Origin of the sequence: Kitasatospora sp. NPDC050463, from assembly GCF_040655255.1 — a bacterium.
Lineage (GTDB): Bacteria > Actinomycetota > Actinomycetes > Streptomycetales > Streptomycetaceae > Kitasatospora.
On the sequence record NZ_JBFAJO010000038.1, the window covers coordinates 50252 to 68458 of the forward strand.

Genomic DNA, 18207 nt, shown 5'->3' on the forward strand with positions numbered 1-18207 from the left:
CCCCCTCCGGCGGCCCGGGCACGACACCCCCACGCCTGACACCCCCCACGCCCCACCGAGGAGACCCGGTGCCCACCTCCAGAACCATGCGCAACACGCTGCTCTCGGCAGCCCTGGCCACGACCCTCGCCGTGCCGCTGGTGCAGAGCGCCCAGGCCGTCGGCGCCGCGCCCGCCAGCACCGCCCGCTCCGCCGGCGTCACCAGGACCCCGGCGCAGGCCACCGATCCGGCCGCCGACCAGGTCGCCCACCGGGCCGCCCCCGGCGGGCCCGGCGCCGTCGGCCCGCAGGGCGGGCCCGGCGCCGCCGCACTCCAGCCCACCACCGGCACCCCCGACGGCGACCCGGCCGAGGCCGCCCTCGCCGCCGTCACCACCCAGGCGACGCCCTGCCCGCCCGAGGTGTTCACCTCCCTCACCCCGGCCCAGCTGACCGACTTCCTGACCGACCGCAGCCACACCTACCAGGACTGCCTGCGTCCGCTGCTGACCAGTTGGAACGTTCAAACCGCCAAGGTCATGACCCCCGCGCACGTCCAGGCCGTCGCCGCGCGGATCAGCCAGCTCTCCTCGCGCTTCGACAGCGCCAACAACCTCAACCAGCAGGAACTCTGGTACTACCTGCACATAGCCGTCTACTTCGACTTCTCCTACGGCGAGATCAACCTCGGCGACGCCGTCACCGTGGCCGCCGTCGACCGCGCCATCCGCGACTACACCGCCAACCCGCGGGTGTTCGAGCCCACCACCACCAACGGCTCGACGATGGGTGAGCTGCTGCAGACCGGCAGCGCCCCCGGCCTGCGTCTGGCGCGCATCCCGCTGGTCAAGCAGATCGTCCGGACGTTCGCCCCCGGCAGCAGCGTCATCGGCGACCCGGGCTGGAACTGGGCCGTCCAGGGCGCTCTGCAGATCAACTTCCAGGGCATCAGCAACGTCGGCGAGGATCCGCAGGGGCTCTTCCGGGCCGCGGTGGCCGCCGACGCCGACTACCGCGAGGCCTTCCGCGCCTACGCCGGCTACGCCCACCTCAAGGGGACCTACAGCGAGTGGGCCGCCTCCGACGCCATGTTGGAGTACGGTCGCTTCGCCCAGATCGACGCCCTGAAGGCGGAGGTCAAGTCCCGGATCGGCGCCCAACTGGAGCTCACCGCGGCGACCTTCGGCCGGATGAGCAAGCCCTGGGCCAACCTGGTCGGGCCGGTCAACGACCTCGGGCTCTGCACGCAGTACGGCGTGTGCCGCGCCGACATCGAGAGGGTGCTCTTCCCGAACACCTTCAGCTACGACAACGGCACCCTGGTCGTGCGCACCGCGCTCGACCGGGCCACCGCCGACCAGCTCTACTACGCCACCAAGCAGGTCAAGGCCCAGTTCTTCCGCGTCCTGGGCACCGACCAGCCGATCGCCGGGGACGACCACCCGGTGCTCACCGTCCAGCTGTACGACACCAAGAGCCACTACCAGGCCTTCCAGTCCATGCTGTTCGGGATCGGCGACGTCAACAACGGCGGCATGTTCCTGGAGGAGCGCTCCACCTTCTACACCTACCAGCGGACCACCCAGGAGTCGTACTTCAGCCTGGAGGAGCTCTTCCGCCACGAGTACACCCACTACCTCAACGCCCGCTGGGCCATCCCCGAGTCCGGCTACACCAGCCGCTGGCCCTCCGACGCGACCTTCGCCATGAACGAGGGCACCGCCGAGTACTTCGCCGGCTCCACCCGCGACGGCGGCGTGCGGGCCCGCAAGTACATGGTCCGCCAGGTCGGCTGGGACGACGAGGCCGGGACACCGCGCCTGACCGTCGACCAGGTCCTGCACGCCACCTGGGCCTCCCAGGGCTTCCGCGCCTACCCGTACGCGGCGACCTTCTTCAACCTGCTCGGCGAGCGGCACCCCGACCAGCTGGCCGAGATGTACCGCCTGCTGCGCGCCGACGACAAGGCCGGCTACGACGCCTGGCGCGACCGCCTCGGCCGGGACACCGCGCTCCAGCACGAGTACACGGCCTACCTGGACGCCGAGATCCCGCTCGCCGACTCCCTCTACGTCCCCGTGACCACGTACACCGCGAACAGCTCCCTGCGGTACGCCTGGGCCGCCGAGGTCCAGAGCGCCTTCACCACCGCCACCCAGAACGCCCCGCTCTGCAAGGACAACGGCGACTGGAACAACAAGATGCGCTTCAGCTGCTCCGGACGCATCACCGCCAACCTCACCAACACGGCCGACGCCGGCAAGGTCCGGGCCGACATGGCCGCCACCGTCGATACCTACCTGCTCGGCCGGGGCGGCGCCGCCGCCAACAACCTCGCCGACATGACCTGCTGGTTCGGCAAGGTCGACGTCTGGCCCACCGGCCAGGCCGGCACCGCCGACTACACCTGCGAGGGCCCGCTGCGCCGCTGACGGACGGGGCCCGACCCGACCCGGCACCCGCCGCCCGACGGCGGTACCGGGTCGGGTCGGGTCGGGCCCTCCGGGCGGGCTCAGTCGTGCGGCGGCAGCCCGCTGATCTGGTGGTCCGCGACATTGAGCGCCTCGTTGACCAGCCGGCGCAGATGTCCGTGCCGCAGGGCGTAGACGACCCGCCGCCCGTCCTTGCGGGTGGTGACCAGGCCCGCCAGCCGGAGCTTGCCCAGGTGCTGGCTGACCGACGGACGCGCCGCGCCGCACGCCTCGGTCAGCGTCGTGACGTCGGCCTCGCCCTCCCCCAGGCGCTGCATCAGCGCGAGCCGGGTGCGGTCGGCGAGCAGCGCGAGGACGGCGGCCGCCGTCTCCAGCCGCTCGTCGTTCCCCGTCGCCCTGTCGTGCCCGGTCGGCCCGGCGTTCACCGCCGGCCCGGCGGCCGGTTGTGGCTCCCCGGCCGGCCGCCGCCGGCCGTCCGGCTGCTGCGACCGGCGTGCACCTGATAGCCGTAGGCTCCCGCTCATGGCCTCATCGTAGAGGGCTCACCCGTTCGCACCCGGCGCCGGCCACCGGGGCGCACGCCCCCTCCGCGCCTCCGCACTCGGCGCGGCACCCGAATGAGTCGCCGCCGGTCACCGGACCGCTTCGGACACGGAGCAACGATGAGTGCCCCACCACTCACCTTCCGGAGGCATTCCGTGCCCATGCTGGCGATCAAGGGAACGTACCGGCTCATCGGCAGCGAGCCCGACGGCGACACCGTGCACTTCCTGCCGCAGGATCCGGGTTTCTGGTGCGACGTACCCGGCGAGCACCGGGTCGAACGCAACAGCCGCGGCGGCGGCAAGATCCGCATGGAGGGCATCGACGCCCTGGAGACCCACTACTCGGGTGTCGGCCCCGACTCCGTCCACCAGCCGCTGTGCCTGGGCGCCGTCGGCGCCCGCGACGAGCTGATCTCCTGGCTGGGCTTCAGCGACGTCGTCCGGGGCTCGGACGGGAAGGTCACCGGCTCGACCCCCGAGGTCGTCCCCGGTTTCGTCCTCACCAGTGGCGCCGACACCTACGGCCGCTGCATCGCGCTGGTCGGCCGGGGCGACCTCCCGGTGAACGTCCCGAACGGCCGGCGGATCGACGTCACCCCCTCCCTGCTGCACCAGACCGCCAACCACCACCTGCTCTCGCTCGGCCTGGTCTACCCGACCTTCTACAGCAACCTCCCCAAGGAACTGCGCCTCGACATGACCGCCACCGCCCAGCAGGCGCGGGCCACCAAGGCGCCCACCGGCGTCTGGGCCCACGACGTCACCACCACCGGCACCACGATCGACGACCTCAAGTCGATCACCGAACACCAGGTGATCCTGCCGAAGCTCTTCCGCCGCCTCGCGGACTACATCCGTCTCTTCGGCCCCTCGCTCACCTGCTTCCCCGCCTTCCTGGCCGGCGAGGGCGAGGAGTTCTTCCTCCCCGAGCAGACCACCTCCGTCACGGGGCTCCAGCGCGTCGTCGAGATCGACGGCAACACGATCAGGATGACCCGGAACATCGAGGACATCGTCCTCGTCGAGAAGTGACCGCCGGCCTCCGGCCGCTCCCTCCCGCGTACGGCGCGACGCTCGCGCCGCACGCCCCCGTCGTACTCACCGCTCCCGCAGGTCGATCACCCGGCGGATCTTGCCCACCGAACGCTCCAGGGTGTACGGCTCCACCACCTCGACCTCCACGGTGACGCCTACGCCGTCCTTCACCCCCCGGGCGATCGCCGCCCTGGCGGCCTCCCGCTGCTCGGGCGCGGCGCCGGGGCGGGCCTCGACCCGGACCGTCATGTGGTCCAGCCGGCCCCGGCGGGTGAGGCGCAGCTGGAAGTGCGGCGCCACGGCCGGGGTGCGGAGCAGGATCTCCTCGACCTGGGTCGGGAAGACGTTCACCCCGCGCAGGATGATCATGTCGTCGCAACGGCCGGTGACCTTCGCCATCCGCCGGAAGGCCGGCCTGGCCGTCCCGGGCAGCAGGCGGGTGAGGTCGCCGGTGCGGTAGCGGACGACGGGCAGCGCCTCCTTGGTGAGCGAGGTGAACACGATCTCGCCGCTCTCGCCGTCGGGCAGCACCTGATCCGTGAGCGGGTCCACCACCTCCGGGTAGAAGTGGTCCTCCCAGATGTGCAGCCCGTCCTTGGTCTCCACGCACTCCTGCGCCACGCCCGGGCCCATCACCTCGGAGAGGCCGTAGATGTCGACGGCGTGGATGTCCATCCGCTCCTCGATCTCGTGGCGCATCGCCTCCGTCCACGGCTCGGCGCCGAAGATGCCGACCCGCAGCGAGGTGCTGCGCGGATCGACGCCCTGTTTCTCGAACTCGTCGAGGAGGGTGAGCAGATAGGAGGGGGTGACCATGATGATCTCGGGCCGGAAGTCCAGGATGATCTGCACCTGCCGGGCCGTCATGCCGCCCGAGGCGGGGATCACGGTGCAGCCGGCCCGCTCGGCGCCGTAGTGCGCGCCCAGGCCGCCGGTGAACAGGCCGTACCCGTACGCGACGTGCACCTTGTGGCCGCGCCGGCCACCGGCCGCCCGGATGGAGCGGGCGACGACGTCGGCCCAGACCGAGAGGTCGTGGTCGGTGTACCCGACCACGGTGGGCCGGCCGGTGGTGCCGCTGGACGCGTGGATCCGCCGGACCTCCTCCATCGGGACGGCGAACATCCCGAAGGGGTAGCTCTCCCGCAGGTCGGCCTTGGTGGTGAAGGGGAACCGGGCCAGGTCCGCGAGGGTCCGGCAGTCCTCGGGGGTCACCCCGGCCGCGTCGAACTTGCGTCGGTAGAGCTCGACCTGGTCGTACGCGTGGCGCAGGGTGGCCCGCAGGTGCTTCAGCTGGTGCCCCTCCAGCTCCTCGCCGGTCATCCGCTCCCCGGCGTCGAGCAGTCCGGCCGGGAGCGGCTCCCCCCGGCGTGCACCCGGGCGGGACGGGCCGGTCGCTCCAGCGCTCATCGCGTCTCCTTGCCCTCTCCGCCCCGCACCAGGTGCCGACCGATCATTCGGTCAGCGCTCGAAGGCCCAGTAATCCAGTACCCGAACCACCTGTCAAGGGATGCGGCCCCTCACCCCGGACACCTGGTCGGGCCCCTGGGGGAAGGCGGCCCCGGCCGGGTCGTCACCACGTCCGGGCGGCCGCCAGCAGGTGGTCGCGGACCCGGGCCTGCTGCGGGCTCGCCTCCGCGCCGGGGCGCTGGACGAGGTAGCCGGTGTTGATCGGCGGATCCTCCGGGTCGGCCAGCAGGACCAGCCCGCCGTCGGCCAGCCGGTCCGCGCAGAGGTAGCGCGGGACGACCGCGAAGCCCGCCCCGGCGGCCACCGCGGCGACGACCCCGCGCAGATCGGGCACGGTGAGGGCGGCCCGGCAGGTGAGCCGGCGGCCGTACACATGACGCCAGTAGCGCCGGACGATCGGCAGGTCCTCGGCGTACGCGACCAGCGGCACCTCGTGCAGGGCGGCCGGGCCCTCGACCGCGAGCCGCCCGCGCACGCGCTCGGCCCAGACCGGCGCGGCGACCAACACGAACTCCTCGTCCCCCAGCGGCACGGCCGACAGGGTGCGGCCGCGCGGCCGGCTCGTCGCGATGACCAGGTCGTACCGGCCCGCGCGCAGCTCCTCCAGCAGCGGATCGGTCAGGCCCGCCGTCACCCGCAGCCGCACGCCCTCGGCGACCAGCGGGGCGAGCGCGGGCAGGACGAGCGTGCCGAGCAGTTCGGCGGGACCGGCCAGATGGACGGGTTCGGCCCCGGCCTCGGGGTGGACGCCGGTGCCGGTGGCGGCCGCGAGCGCGTCGAGCGGCCCGGCGATCCGGGCGGCGAGCTCCTCCGCCACCGGCGTCGGGGCCACCCCGCGCGGCAGCCGTTCGAACAGCTCGCGCCCGCCCTGACGCTCCAGCGCGCGGATCTGGGTGGTCACCGTGGGCTGGGAGAGGCCCAGCACCTGGGCGGCCGCGGTGAACGACCCGGCGCGATGGACGGCCAGGAAGGTGCGCAACAGGTTGAGGTCGGCCGGCCCGGGATGCGAGGCCGGAGGAGGTGCGGGCGTCTGGGCGTCGGGGCGGTTCACCCGACAAGCCTATTCCCCGGCACCCATTGGAATGCCTATGGCGGTCATCGGATCTGCCATTGGTGGTTGCCGGGACGCCCGGCCTATGGTCGGGTCCATCGCCGAACTGACGATCCGGACTCACAGCGTCAGTGGTTCCAGAGCGTCAGACCGTACTCCCGGGCCCGTCGGGCCCGCCCGCAGAGAAGAGCCCCCGCATGTCGAAGATCCTCTTCGTCGTCACCGGCGCCACCCACTGGACGCTCGCCGACGGCACCCAGCACCCCACCGGCTACTGGGCCGAGGAGGCCGTCGCCCCGTACGAGGTGTTCAAGGCCGCCGGCCACAGCGTCACCGTCGCCACCCCGGGCGGGGTCGTCCCGACCGTCGACAAGGGCAGCCTGGCCCCCGAGGTCAACGGCGGCCCCCAGGGCGCCGCGAAGGTCGCGGCCGGCCTGGAGGCGTTCACCGAACTCCAGCACCCCGTGCGGCTGGAGGACGTGGACCTCGCCGACCACGACGCCGTCTTCTACCCGGGCGGCCACGGCCCGATGGAGGACCTCGCCATCGACCCCGTCTCCGGCCGCCTGCTGGTCGAGACCCTGGCCTCCGGCAAGCCGCTCGGCGTGGTCTGCCACGCCCCGGCCGCCCTGCTGGCCGCCGAGCTGCCGGACGGCACCAACGCCTTCGCGGGCTACCGGCTGACCGGGTTCACCAACGCCGAGGAGACCCAGGCCGGCCTCGCCGACAAGGCGAAGTGGCTGCTCCAGGACCGTCTGGTCGCGGCCGGCGCGGACTTCCAGGAGGGCGAGCCCTGGGCCCCGAAGGTGGTCGTCGACCGCAACCTGGTCACCGGGCAGAACCCGTCCTCCTCCGCACCGCTCGCCGCCGAGCTGCTCAGGAAGCTGGCCTGACCGCCATGGCCGCCGACCGGCTCGACGAGGTCCTCGACGCCGCCTACACCTGCCTCACCCGGTACGGCGTACGGCGCACGACGGTGGACGACATCGCCGGTGTCATGGGTGTGTCCCGATCGGCGGTCTACCAGTACGTCCGTGGCAAGGACGACGCCTTCCAGCGGCTCGCCGAGCGCCTGCACCGGCAGGCGCTCGCGCGGGCCCGGCTGGCCGCCACCGCACCGGGCGTCCCCCACGCGGAGCGCATCCGCGGCGTCCTCGCCGTCAAGCTCGACCTCGCGCTGACCCTCGCCGGGGACTCCCCGCACACCGCCGAACTCCTGGACGGCGCCGCCCGGTTGTTCGCGCCCGCCTGCGCGGACTTCGGCACCGGACTGCGCGAGCTGCTGACCGGACTGTTCACCGGCCTGTTCGCCGAGGCGGACCGTGCTGCCCAGGCGGGCCGTACCGCCCAGGCGGGCCCTGCCTCCGGGACGGCTCGGGCTTCCGGGGCGGATCGGGCCGCGCGCGTCGGCCCGGCCGAAGCCGCCGACATCGCCATCGCCCTGGTGCGGGGCCTGGAGCCGGCCCCGCACGCCCGGGACCTCCTCGGGCCGGCCGCCGACGCACTCACCACGGGCCTGCCGCACGCCCGCGCGCAGGTGGAGACACGGACGTAGGCAGAGGCGAAGCCGCCGGTCAGGCGACCGCCGGGGGCCCGAACTCGCGGACGGCATCGGCCACGATGGCGTCCAGGCTGGCATGGTGGGCACCCCGCCAGTAGGCCTGTCCGCAGTCGGCGCACTGCGCGAACGCGTCGTACGACCGCTCGGTGCCGCCCCGGAGCTGGTCCTGCACCGAGGTCTTGGCGACGGTGCGCAGCGTCCCGTTGCAGGTGGTGCAGCGACTCCAGGGGGCGAGCGGGGGCGCGAACCGCGACAGGACGTCCCGCAGCTGGTCGGCGGGCCGGTGGCTGTAGACGTAGGCGCCCGCCCAGATCTCGCGCCGCCGCAGCAGGCCACGGTCGCGCGAGAGCAGCACGCGCTGTTCGGCGGCCGAGCGGGCGGCGAGCGCGGCGTCGCCGATGTCCGGGTTCTCGTAGGCGGCGTCGACGCCCAGGAGTCGCAGCCGGCGCGCGAGCGTCCCGAGGTGGACGTCGAGCAGGAACCGCGGCGGCCCGGCGGACGGTTGCGGCCTGTGCACGGCCCGCACCGAGATCAGCTCGCCGTCCGCGGGGATGTGGGAGCCGGCCACCTGCCGCCCGTCCGCGAGCAGTGTGCCGACCTCGGTGAGCGGAATGCCGAGCGACTCCACCACGTGTCCGAGTGTCGCGGCCCCGTCGGTTCGCAGCGCGATCCGCTCCGACCGCCGCCCGCTGGCGAGGAAGACGTGCAGGTCGGGGGCGATGGTCAGCCAGATCTCCGGTCTCTCCACCCGGCCAGCATGCCAGCGGGCGGGCGGCCGTGGCCAGCACTTTTCCACGCCCGCCGGGCCGGGTCGGGGCCGACCCGGCCGCCGCGGCCCCCGACGGTCCCGCCGGCCGGTCGCGCCGGCCCTCGCACCGGCCGTCTCACCCGTCGGCGGCCGACGCCCGCGCGGTGAACCGGCGGCGCAGGTTGGTCTGCCGAGCCCGTTGCGCTCGCCGATCTGCTCGACGGGCAGATCGGTCGTCGCCGGGCGCGGGCCGGCCCGGCGGCGCGGTCGTCATGACCTTCGCCACTCCCGCCGCCCGCGGCTCCCGCGTTCCCGCGCCCCACACCGACGGCTCCGCCCCCGCCGAGCGGGGGCGGAGCCGTGTGAGCCCGTGCGGTGACTCAGGAGGAGCGGCGCGGGCGGCCCTTGCGGGCGGCGCCGGCCTTGCCCCCGCCCGACTTCCCGCCGGCCGGCCTGCCGCCGCCGGACTTCCCGCCCCCTGACCTGCCGCCGGTGCCCGCCTTGCCCCCGGCCGCCGCTTTGCCGGAGCCGGCGCGAGGCCGGCCACCCGCCGCCGCGGGCTTCTGCTTCGGCTGTTCGGCCGCGGGAGCGGTCTGGCCCCGGCCGCGCGAGCTGTTGACCGTCCGCCCGCGGACGATGCCGATGAACTCCTCGATCAGGTCGGTCGTCCGGTCCAGCTGCCAGGCCAGCGCCACCTGCGACTGCGGTGCGTCCGGCACGGTGCGGAAGGTGAGGTCCCGGCGGTGGTGCAGTCGGGCGAGCGACTGCGGGACGAGCATGACGCCGACCCCCGCCGCCACCAGTTCGATCGCGTCCGCCGTGGTCGCCGGGCGCTCGATCGCGGGGCGTCCGGGCAGGCTCTCCCAGCCCAGGGTGTCGTCCAGCGGGTGGAAGACGATCTCCTCGGCGAGGTCCGCGAGGGCCACCTCGTCGGCCGCCGCCAGCCAGTGCTCCTTGGGGAACACGACCACCGTGGTCTCGGTGTAGAGGGGGATCGCGCTCAGACTGTCCCGGTCGACCGGGAGCCGGACCAGCCCGGCGTCGGCGGCGTCGGCCTGCAGCGTCCGCGCACCCTCCTCCACCGGTACCGCGACCAGGGTGAGCGGGACGTCGGGCAGCCGCTCCTCCCAGACGCGCACCCACTTACCGGGTGTCACGCCCGGAACGTATACCAGCCGGAACGAGGGGTTCGCCTGCATCTCTGTCACGCTGCAAGGCTACCGACCGTGATCGGGGCCGCCACTCACTCGCTTACCCTTATGACCATGACATCGCTCAAGTCGAAGACGACCCAGACCATGAAGCCGGCCACCGCCGCCAAGAAGCTGGGCATCTACCTCAACGCCGCCCCCGCCGAGTTCCAGGAGGGCGTGGTCTCCCGCGAGGAGCTCAACACGCTGCAGGCCGACCCGCCCGCATGGCTCCAGGACCTGCGCCGCAACGGCCCGCACCCCCGCCCGGTCGTCGCGGCCAAGCTCGGCGTCTCCGTTTCGGGCCTGGCCCGCGGCGGGGTCACCGAGGCGCTCACCACCGAGCAGATCGAGGCCATCAAGACGGAGAACCCCACCTGGCTGGAGCGCGAGCGCACCGTCCAGGCCGAGGTCCGCAAGGAGGCCGTGCGGATCAAGGAGAAGAACGAGCAGCAGGCCGAGACCCCGCCCGCCAAGACCCGCTGACCAGACGGGTGCGCTCCCGCTCTGCGCGGAATCCGGCCCCCGGCACCGTGCGGCGGGGCACTCCCGTGGGGTGACGGGCAGGACGGGCGGCGCCGAGCCCCGACGGGGCCGCGACCGCCACCGTCGCCTCCCCGCCCGCCGACCTCGTCACCCGGATCGTGCTGCGGTCCGCCGCGACCCGCACCGCCGACGCCACGCTGAGGCCTCGCCGAAGTCGGCGCCTTCCAGCCCCCCGTCCCGACCGCCCCGGCGTAGGACGGACCCGCCCCCCGGCAGGACGGACCCGTCGCCGTCGGCCCGGGCCGGCCCTCGCCGCCGGCCGTGGGCAGGCGTGTGGACGCGTGGTCCGACCGTGCGCGCCCCTCGCGCAGGTGCGGACGTCCAACGGCGCCCCGCCCGCCCCGGGGCCGCCCCCGTCACGGCCCCGGTCAGCCGTGGCTGAGCAGGCGCCGCACCAGCCCGTCCAGGTCGACGTACTCGTGCTCCCGGCCGGGCGGGACGAGGCGGTCGGCGCGCCGGAGGAAGGATGTGACCTCGGCGGCCCGGGCCCGCAGCACGACGCTGCCCTCGTCCCCGCCGAGCACGACCAGGACGGTGCCGGCGTCCTCACCGATACCCGGGCGGATCGACACGTCGCCGAGGCCCACCTCCTCGGTCACTCCCGCCGCCAGCAGCTCGCGCGCGAACATCCAGGTGATCGGCTCGGCCCGGTCGACGTGGCTGTCCAGGTAGACCGCGTACGGCTCGGCCGCGTCGTAGCGCAGGCGTGCCTTCACACAGACGGTGAGGCCGGGGCAGACGACCGCCCGCAGGTCGAGGTCCAGGGCCGTCGCCTCCGCGCCGGAGCGCTGCGGGGGGACGTGCGGCGTCTCCCAGCCGGTCATTGCGACTGCCCCGGGGCGCCGCAGGCGGGCGGGGAGAACCGGGGTGGCTGCACCAGCCGGTGCCATTCGGGGTCGACGTGGCCGGGAACCGTCCGCCCGTGGCCGATCCAGAGGGCGACGAGGTGCGCGAAGATCGGGGCCTGCTCATGAGGAATCGTTTCTTCACCCACGCGGGGGAAGGCCTGGAGGTCGTTTCTCATGCCTGGACAACGACGCGCCCCACCTGCGGTAACCCTCCACCGGTGGCGGACGCGCCCCGGGCGCCGGTGCGGGGCGGCCACTCAGCCACCGACCTCGGGTCGCCCGGGCCCGCAGGCCCGGCCCGGCCGGTGGCCGCGGCGGCGGGCGGGCTGTGGGCGGCGGGCGGGCGGCGGCCGGCGGCCAGCGGTCAGCGGCCGACCTCGCGGGCCCGGTGGTCCTCGACGGTCTCACGGCGGATCAGCAGGCGGGCCCGGCCGTCCCGGACGGCGGCGACGGCCGGGCGCCCGACCAGGTTGTAGCCGGAGGCCATCGAGAGCTGGTAGGCGCCGGCGGCCGGGACGGCCAGCAGGTCCCCGGCCCGCAGGTCGGCCGGGAGGGCGGCGGCGCGGACCAGCACGTCGCCGGCCTCGCAGTGCCGGCCGACCACGTCCGTACGGGCCGTCGGGGCTCCGGTGCGCCGGCCCACCAGCCGCACCGTGTACGGGGCGCCGTAGAGCGCGGGCCGCGGGTTGTCGCTCATGCCGCCGTCGACGGCGGCGAAGACCCGGCCGTCGGCGCCGTGCTTCACCGACAGCACCCGGTAGAGGGCCACCCCGGCCGGTCCGGCGACGGCCCGGCCGGGCTCGACCACCAGGCGTGGCACCGCGAGCCCGGCCCCGGCGCAGCGGGCGGCGAGCCGCTGCGGCACCCGGACGGCGAAGTCGGCGAGGTCGAACGTGTCGTCCCCCGGCAGGTAACGGATGCCGTGGCCGCCGCCGAGGTCCAGTTCGGGCAGCTCCACTCCGTGCCGGTCCCGCAGCTCGGCCAGGAACGCCACCACGGTGTCCACGGCGGCGAGATAGGGCTCGACCTCGGTGATCTGGGAGCCCAGGTGGCAGTGCAGGCCGACCAGTTCGAGACCGGGCTGGGCCAGCACCCGGGCGATCGCGTCGGCCGCGTCCCCGCCGTCGATCGGGAAGCCGAACTTCTGGCCGCCGACGCCCGTGCGGACCGCCTCGTGGTGGCCGGCCGCGATGCCCGGGACGACCCGGACCAGCACCCGTTGCGGCGTGTCCGCGGCGACCAGGGCCGCCAGCCGGGCGATCTCCCCCGGCCCGTCGATGACGATCCGGCCGACCCGCAGCCGCCGGGCGAGCCGGAGCTCCTCCGGCGTCTTGGCGTTGCCGTGCAGCACGATCCGCTGCGCCGGGAACCCGGCCGAGGCGGCCAGCCGGAGCTCGCCGGACGAACAGACGTCCAGGCCCAGACCCTCCTCGCCGACCCAGTCGGCCATCGCGCTGCAGAGGAACGCCTTGGCCGCGTAGAGCACGTCCGCGTGCGGCAGGGCCTGCCGGTAGGCGCGGGCCCGGGCCCGTACCTCGTCCTCGTCCAGGACGTACAGCGGGGTGCCGAACCGGTCGGCGGCCTCGGCGAGGCCGACCCCGCCGACCAGCAGCTCCCCACCGGGGGCGGCGTGCGCCGAGGCCGGCCAGGGCTCCCCCAGCGGCGCTGCGACCGCCGGTGACACCGGCGGCACGGCAGTCGGTGCGGCGCCCGGCGCGGCACCGGGCACGGGCACGGCAGTCGGTGCGGGTCCGCCCCGGCGGCCGGGGGCCGGCAGGACGGCGAGCGGGGTGGCGGACGGCTTCGTCATGGCGTGCTGCTCCTGCGGGGAGGTCGGGAAGGGCGTCGCACCGGGCGGTGTCGCGCGGCGCGGGCGGCGTCAGTCGAGGTACTGCAGGGCGATCCGGCAGTGCGCGGCCCGGCCGCGCGGCTGCCGGGCCGCCGCGCCGGACGGCCGGGCACCGTCCTCGTCGCCGTCCTCGTCCTCGTGCTCGTGCTCTTCGTGCTCGTGCTCGTGCTCGTCCTCGGGCCGGAGGGCCGCGATCGGCGCGAGGCCGCGGCGGCGCGGCGGCACGGCCTCGCGCTCGACGGCGCCGAGCGGCCGAGCTCGGGCGGCGCCCGCGGCGACGGTGACAAGGACCTGGGTGGCGCTCATGGCGGAGGTTCCTTCCGGGGTGGCCGCGGGCCTCCGGTGCGGGCCCGCAGCTCCAGTGGAGCCTCGGTCCGCCCCGGCCGCGGCCCTCCTTGACGCGGGGCGTACGCCCAACGGGCGCTCCTTGACGGCTTCCTGACGTCCGTCGGGGCGGACGGGAGTCGCCGTCGCACGCCCGCCCCCGGGGAGCGGAAGCACGCCGACGACGGCCGGGACCGTCCATCGGACGAGATATGTCGTCAGACGGCATATACTTTTGCTCGGCAGGTGCGATATACATACGGGGTATGCAAGCCAGGTCGGCCCGGAGGCATCCCGCCCCGCCGTCCGAGGGCTTCCCGACGCCCTATCTCTCCAAGGGGGACCCATGAGCAAGAGCAGTCCGTCCAGGAACGGCACCGGCCCGGTGCTGCACCTGGACCACGTCACCCGGGTGCACGGCCGGGGCGCGGCCGAGGTGCACGCCCTGCGCGGGGTGGACCTCAGGGTGCAGGCCGGCGAGTTCGTCGCGGTGATGGGCCCGTCCGGCTCCGGAAAGTCGACCCTGCTGACGCTCGCCGGCGGTCTGGACGCACCGACCACCGGCCAGGTCCTGGTCGAGGGCGTCGCGCTCGGCGGCCTCAGCCGCAAGAAGCTCGCCGCGGCCCGGCGCCGCTCGATCGGCTACGTCTTCCAGGACTACAACCTGATCCCGGCCCTCACCGCCGCCGAGAACATCGCGCTGCCGCGTGAACTCGACGGCGTGTCGGGCCGGGTGACGCGCCGCGAGGCACTGGCCGCGCTGGAGGAGCTGGGCATCCCCGAGCTCGCCGGCCGCTACCCCGACGACATGTCCGGCGGCCAGCAGCAGCGCGTCGCCATCGCCCGCGCCCTGGTCGGTGACCGCCGCCTCGTCCTCGCCGACGAGCCCACCGGCGCCCTCGACTCCACCAACGGCGAGGCCGTCCTGGGCGTCCTGCGCGCCCGCTGCGACGCCGGCGCCGCCGCGATGATGGTCACCCACGAACCCCGGCACGCCTCCTGGGCCGACCGCGTCGTCTTCCTCCGCGACGGGCTGATCGTCGACGAGGGCTTCGGCCGCAGCGCCGAGAGCCTGCAGACGATGGCCGCCCGCCACGGGAACCGGATCGAGGCCACCGGATGAAGCTCGGACCACTGAAGGTCGCGCTGCGGATCGCCCGCCGCGACGCCCTGCGCGCCAAGGGCCGCAGCGCCCTCGTCATCGCCATGATCTCGCTGCCCGTGCTCGGCGTGGCCGGCGCCGACATCGTCTACCGCAGCGGTCAGCTCGCCCCGGCGGAACGGGTCGAACGGCTGCTCGGCGGCGCCGACGCGCTCGTCACCGCCTACGAGCCCGGCAGCACCGTCCAGCAGGGCCCGTTCGCCGAGGACGGCGCGCTCGCGATCGGCGTCCGCGCCAACCAGGGACCGACCCCGGAGCAGGCCCGCAGCGCCGGCGCCGATCCGGCCGCCCTGCTGAAGGAGCTGCTGCCCGGCGCCACCCTGCTGCCGGCCGCCGCCGGCCTCAACGCCAGCGCCGGCTCGCCCAACGGCCTGGTGCGGACCGAGACCTCCGAGGCCGACCTCACCGATCCGGTCTGGAAGGGGCGGCTCGCCCTGGTCGAGGGCCGCGCCCCGAACGCCGCGCACGAAGCGGCCGTCACCCGGGAGTTCCTCGCCGAGTCCGGCCTGCACCTCGGGGAGGCCACCACCCTCAAGGGGCTGGAGAAGACGCCGTTCACCCTGACCGGCGTCGTGGAGCACCCCGACGACCTCGCCAAGGTCGAGTTCGTCGGCCGCCCCGGGGAGGTCCTCGCACCGCTGGCGGCGACCGCCCCCGCGGCCGCCAAGCCCCCGACCGGGGCCGGGGACCGGTCCACCCCGGGGAAGCCGGCCTGGCTGCTCCGGCTGCCCGCCGGGACGACCCTCGGCTGGGAGGGCGTCAAGAAGCTGAACCAGTACGGGTTCACCGCGACCTCGCGCGCGGTGGCACTCGACCCGCCACCCGCGTCCCAGGTGTCGTACCGGCAGACGGACTTCGACTCCAGCAGCCCACTGCGGTCCGACAAGGCCGTCGTGGTGGGCACCGTCGCGGGCATGGCCCTGCTGGAGGTCGCCCTGCTCGCCGGGCCCGCCTTCGCCGTCGGCGCCCGCCGGTCCCGTCGGCAGCTCGCCCTGATCGGCGCGAGCGGCGGCGACCGCGGCCACATCGCGGCGGTCGTCCTCGGCTCGGGCCTGGTGCTCGGCGCGGTCGGCGCGATCACCGGCGTGGCGCTCGGGACCGGGCTGGTGGCCCTGACCCGGCCGTGGATCGAGGAGACCGGCGGCAGCCGGTTCGGCCACTTCGGCCTCCAGGCGCCCGACCTGTTCGCGATCGCCTTCGTCGGCGTGGTCACCGCCCTGCTCGCGGCCGCGCTGCCCGCCCTGCAGGCCGCCCGGCAGAGCGTCACCGCCGGCCTCACCGGCCGCGACACCGTCAAACCGCCGAGCCGCTGGACCACCGCCGCCGGCATCGTGCTCTTCGTCTCCGGCGCAGCCGTCGCGCTGCTCGCCGTCGGCACCAACGACGGCACCGGCCGCGGCATCGCGGTCTTCGCCGGCCTGGACCGGATGACCCTGACGGTGCTCGCGGGTTCGACCACCGCCGAACTCGGCCTGCTCGCCCTCACCCCGGTGCTGATCGCCTTCTGCGGCCGGCTCGCCCGCTTCCTGCCGCTCGGCGGCCGGCTCGCCCTGCGCGACTCGGCCCGCCACCGCGGCCGCACCGCCCCGGCCATCGCGGCCGTGATGGCCGCCGTCGCCGGCTCGGTGGCCATCGGTCTCTACACCGCGAGCAGCGACGCCATGGACGCGGCCACCTACCGGCCGCACAGCCCGATCAACTCCGTGTCGCTCGGCGTGCTCACGGACAGCCCGCAACTCCCCCAGGTGCGCGCCGCCATCGAGCAGGACCTGCCCGAGCTCGGGGAACGCGCCGATCTCTCCACCGCGGTCTACTCGTGGTGCGCACAGTGCTCCAGCAACGTCACCGTCAAGGGCAACAACGGCGGCTTCGGGTCGCGTGCCCTCGTCGTCGGCGACGCCGCCGTCCTGCACAACGCCTTCGCCGTCCGCGACCCCGCCGCCGAACAGGCACTGGCCGCCGGCAAGGCCGTCGTCTTCGACCGTTCCCTGCTCAGCGGCGACAAGCTCGTGCTCCAGCTGACCGGCGGCTTCGTCGCCCCGCCGCAGCCGGGCGCCAACCCGACGCAGGACGTCCGGGAGATCCCCGTCGACGCCGTCGTGGTCGAGAACCCGACCGCCGCCCGGTACGGGGCCGGCGTCATCGGCACCCGGACGATCACCGGCCTGGGCCTCACGACGAGGCCCAGCGGCTCCGTCTGGCTGCCCTCCACCGCGCCGGACCGCAAGGCGACGCAGCGGGCCTCGGCCACCGCCGACCGCATCCTGCCGAGCGCCCTGCTCGACGTGGAGCGCGGGTTCCAGCCGAAGAGCGATCTGCCGACCACCGCCCTCACCGGCTTCGCCGCGCTGGTCGTCCTCGGCTCCGCGTGCATCGCCACCGGCCTCGCCGCCGCCGACTCCCGGCGCGACCAGGCCACCCTCGCCGCCGTCGGAGCACCGCCGGGGATCCGCCGGACCCTCTCCGGCATCCAGTGCGCGCTGATCGCCGTCCTGGGCGCCGCCCTCGGCACGGTCAACGGGTTCGTCCCGGCGGTCGCCCTGCTGATGGCCCGTGACGTCGCCAACCAGGCGGGCAGCAGCACGATCGTGGTGCCGTGGGCGACCATCGGGCTCACCACCCTCGCCGTCCCGCTGCTCGCCGGGCTGCTGGCCGTCCTCTTCACCCGCGCCGACGCGCCGCTCACCCGCCGGCTCGGCTGAGCCCGCACCCGCACCCGGGCGCCGTCCCCCCGCACTGCGCGGGGGGACGGCGCCCGTCCGTCCCGTCCCGTCCGTCCTGTCCCGCCCGACCGCCCCCGGCACCGTCGTACGCTGACGATCACCCTCTCCCGGCCTCCGAAGGTGACGCAGTGAACCGATCGACCCCACCCGTGACCGCCCGCACCGCGACGTCCGCCGACGTCGACGCGATCGTCGCCACCCTGACGAGCGCCTTCTTCGACGACCCGCTCTGGGGACCGGCGTTCCCCGACCGCGAACGGCGGACGGCCCAGGCCTCCGCGATGTGGCGCGTGTTCGCCGCCTCGGCGCTGCGCTACCCCTGGACGCTGGTGACGGCGCACGTCGAGTCCGCCGCGCTCTGGATCCCGCCCGGCGGCACCGACCTCAGCCCCGAGGAGCAGGAGACCTTCGAGGAGTTCCTGGTCGGGATCACCGACCGGGCCACCGCCGACGGACTGCTCGACATCCTCGCGATCCTCGAAGCGGCCCACCCGCAGACCGAGCCGCACTTCTTCCTGAGCCTGCTCGCCACCCACGGCGACCACCGCGGCCACGGCCTCGGCATGGGCCTGCTCGCCGAGAACCTCGCCCGGATCGACGCCCTCGGCGCCGCCGCCTACCTGGAGTCCTGCAACCCCGCCAACAACGAGCGCTACGAACGGGCGGGCTTCCGCGAACTCGACCGGGTCACCGTCCCCTCCGGCCACGTCGTCTCGACCATGTGGCGCCCGGCCCGCCGCTGAG

17 protein-coding genes are annotated in these 18207 nt (G+C 74.7%); 8 read left to right on the forward strand and 9 right to left on the reverse strand.

The window, feature by feature from the left end; all coding sequences use genetic code 11:
* Window positions 1-68 precede the first annotated feature (68 nt).
* On the forward strand, window positions 69-2411 hold the full coding sequence (locus AB0J08_RS23790) for a collagenase (RefSeq protein ID WP_360637693.1): 2343 nt from the start codon (window positions 69-71) through the stop codon (window positions 2409-2411).
* Window positions 2412-2491: 80 nt separating this feature from the next.
* Here the strand turns inward: AB0J08_RS23790 and AB0J08_RS23795 are convergent, their stop codons facing one another.
* On the reverse strand, window positions 2492-2836 hold the full coding sequence (locus AB0J08_RS23795) for a metalloregulator ArsR/SmtB family transcription factor (RefSeq protein WP_360637779.1): 345 nt from the start codon (window positions 2834-2836) through the stop codon (window positions 2492-2494).
* A 237-nt stretch (window positions 2837-3073) separates the two neighbouring features.
* On the opposite strand from AB0J08_RS23795, the gene AB0J08_RS23800 reads away from it, so the two are divergent.
* Entirely contained in the window at window positions 3074-3988 is a 915-nt protein-coding gene (locus AB0J08_RS23800) for a nuclease (RefSeq protein ID WP_360637696.1), read from the forward strand.
* 66 nt (window positions 3989-4054) lie between these two features.
* Here AB0J08_RS23800 and paaK read toward each other — a convergent pair whose 3' ends face one another.
* Together paaK and AB0J08_RS23810 are read right to left on the reverse strand one after the other, a co-directional pair.
* Window positions 4055-5401 carry a phenylacetate--CoA ligase PaaK gene (paaK, locus tag AB0J08_RS23805; protein ID WP_360637699.1) on the reverse strand — a complete coding sequence of 449 codons (1347 nt, stop codon included), beginning with the start codon at window positions 5399-5401 and terminating at the stop codon, window positions 4055-4057.
* A gap of 163 nt (window positions 5402-5564) precedes the next feature.
* Window positions 5565-6512, reverse strand: coding sequence for a LysR family transcriptional regulator (locus tag AB0J08_RS23810; RefSeq protein ID WP_360637702.1), 948 nt, complete (start codon window positions 6510-6512; stop codon window positions 5565-5567).
* Between the two features lie 197 nt (window positions 6513-6709).
* Here AB0J08_RS23810 and AB0J08_RS23815 point away from each other — a divergent pair, with 197 nt between their 5' ends.
* Window positions 6710-7405: a type 1 glutamine amidotransferase domain-containing protein gene (locus tag AB0J08_RS23815; RefSeq protein ID WP_360637705.1), complete on the forward strand. Its 696-nt coding sequence runs from the start codon at window positions 6710-6712 to the stop codon at window positions 7403-7405.
* Between the two features lie 5 nt (window positions 7406-7410).
* Window positions 7411-8067 (forward strand): TetR/AcrR family transcriptional regulator, encoded by a 657-nt coding sequence (locus AB0J08_RS23820; RefSeq protein ID WP_360637708.1) that lies wholly within the window; start codon window positions 7411-7413, stop codon window positions 8065-8067.
* 19 nt (window positions 8068-8086) lie between these two features.
* Here AB0J08_RS23820 and AB0J08_RS23825 read toward each other — a convergent pair whose 3' ends face one another.
* Window positions 8087-8821, reverse strand: coding sequence for a Mut7-C RNAse domain-containing protein (locus AB0J08_RS23825; protein WP_360637711.1), 735 nt, complete (start codon window positions 8819-8821; stop codon window positions 8087-8089).
* Window positions 8822-9201: 380 nt separating this feature from the next.
* Window positions 9202-10029 carry a LysR family substrate-binding domain-containing protein gene (locus tag AB0J08_RS23830; RefSeq protein WP_360637714.1) on the reverse strand — a complete coding sequence of 276 codons (828 nt, stop codon included), beginning with the start codon at window positions 10027-10029 and terminating at the stop codon, window positions 9202-9204.
* Window positions 10030-10086: 57 nt separating this feature from the next.
* On the opposite strand from AB0J08_RS23830, the gene AB0J08_RS23835 reads away from it, so the two are divergent.
* Window positions 10087-10497 carry a DUF5997 family protein gene (locus AB0J08_RS23835; RefSeq protein WP_360637717.1) on the forward strand — a complete coding sequence of 137 codons (411 nt, stop codon included), beginning with the start codon at window positions 10087-10089 and terminating at the stop codon, window positions 10495-10497.
* 428 nt (window positions 10498-10925) lie between these two features.
* Here the strand turns inward: AB0J08_RS23835 and AB0J08_RS23840 are convergent, their stop codons facing one another.
* The 4 genes from AB0J08_RS23840 to AB0J08_RS23855 all read right to left on the reverse strand — a co-directional run bounded on the left by AB0J08_RS23840 (window position 10926) and on the right by AB0J08_RS23855 (window position 13560).
* Entirely contained in the window at window positions 10926-11381 is a 456-nt protein-coding gene (locus AB0J08_RS23840; protein WP_360637719.1) for an SsgA family sporulation/cell division regulator, read from the reverse strand.
* On the reverse strand, window positions 11378-11581 hold the full coding sequence (locus AB0J08_RS23845) for a hypothetical protein (protein ID WP_360637722.1): 204 nt from the start codon (window positions 11579-11581) through the stop codon (window positions 11378-11380). The genes AB0J08_RS23840 and AB0J08_RS23845 overlap by 4 nt, the downstream gene beginning before the upstream one ends.
* Window positions 11582-11769: 188 nt before the next feature.
* The gene (gene lysA, locus AB0J08_RS23850) at window positions 11770-13215 is read right to left on the reverse strand and encodes a diaminopimelate decarboxylase (protein ID WP_360637725.1); all 1446 of its coding nucleotides are present in this window, start codon (window positions 13213-13215) and stop codon (window positions 11770-11772) included.
* A 69-nt stretch (window positions 13216-13284) separates the two neighbouring features.
* Window positions 13285-13560: a hypothetical protein gene (locus AB0J08_RS23855; RefSeq protein WP_360637728.1), complete on the reverse strand. Its 276-nt coding sequence runs from the start codon at window positions 13558-13560 to the stop codon at window positions 13285-13287.
* Between the two features lie 364 nt (window positions 13561-13924).
* On the opposite strand from AB0J08_RS23855, the gene AB0J08_RS23860 reads away from it, so the two are divergent.
* The 3 genes from AB0J08_RS23860 (at window position 13925) to AB0J08_RS23870 (ending at window position 18206) form a co-directional block, all read left to right on the forward strand.
* Window positions 13925-14701 carry an ABC transporter ATP-binding protein gene (locus tag AB0J08_RS23860; RefSeq protein ID WP_360637731.1) on the forward strand — a complete coding sequence of 259 codons (777 nt, stop codon included), beginning with the start codon at window positions 13925-13927 and terminating at the stop codon, window positions 14699-14701.
* Window positions 14698-17442: an FtsX-like permease family protein gene (locus AB0J08_RS23865; RefSeq protein WP_360637734.1), complete on the forward strand. Its 2745-nt coding sequence runs from the start codon at window positions 14698-14700 to the stop codon at window positions 17440-17442. Before AB0J08_RS23860 ends, AB0J08_RS23865 begins: the two co-directional genes overlap by 4 nt.
* Window positions 17443-17591: 149 nt before the next feature.
* Entirely contained in the window at window positions 17592-18206 is a 615-nt protein-coding gene (locus AB0J08_RS23870) for a GNAT family N-acetyltransferase (RefSeq protein ID WP_360637737.1), read from the forward strand.
* Window position 18207 lies beyond the last annotated feature (1 nt).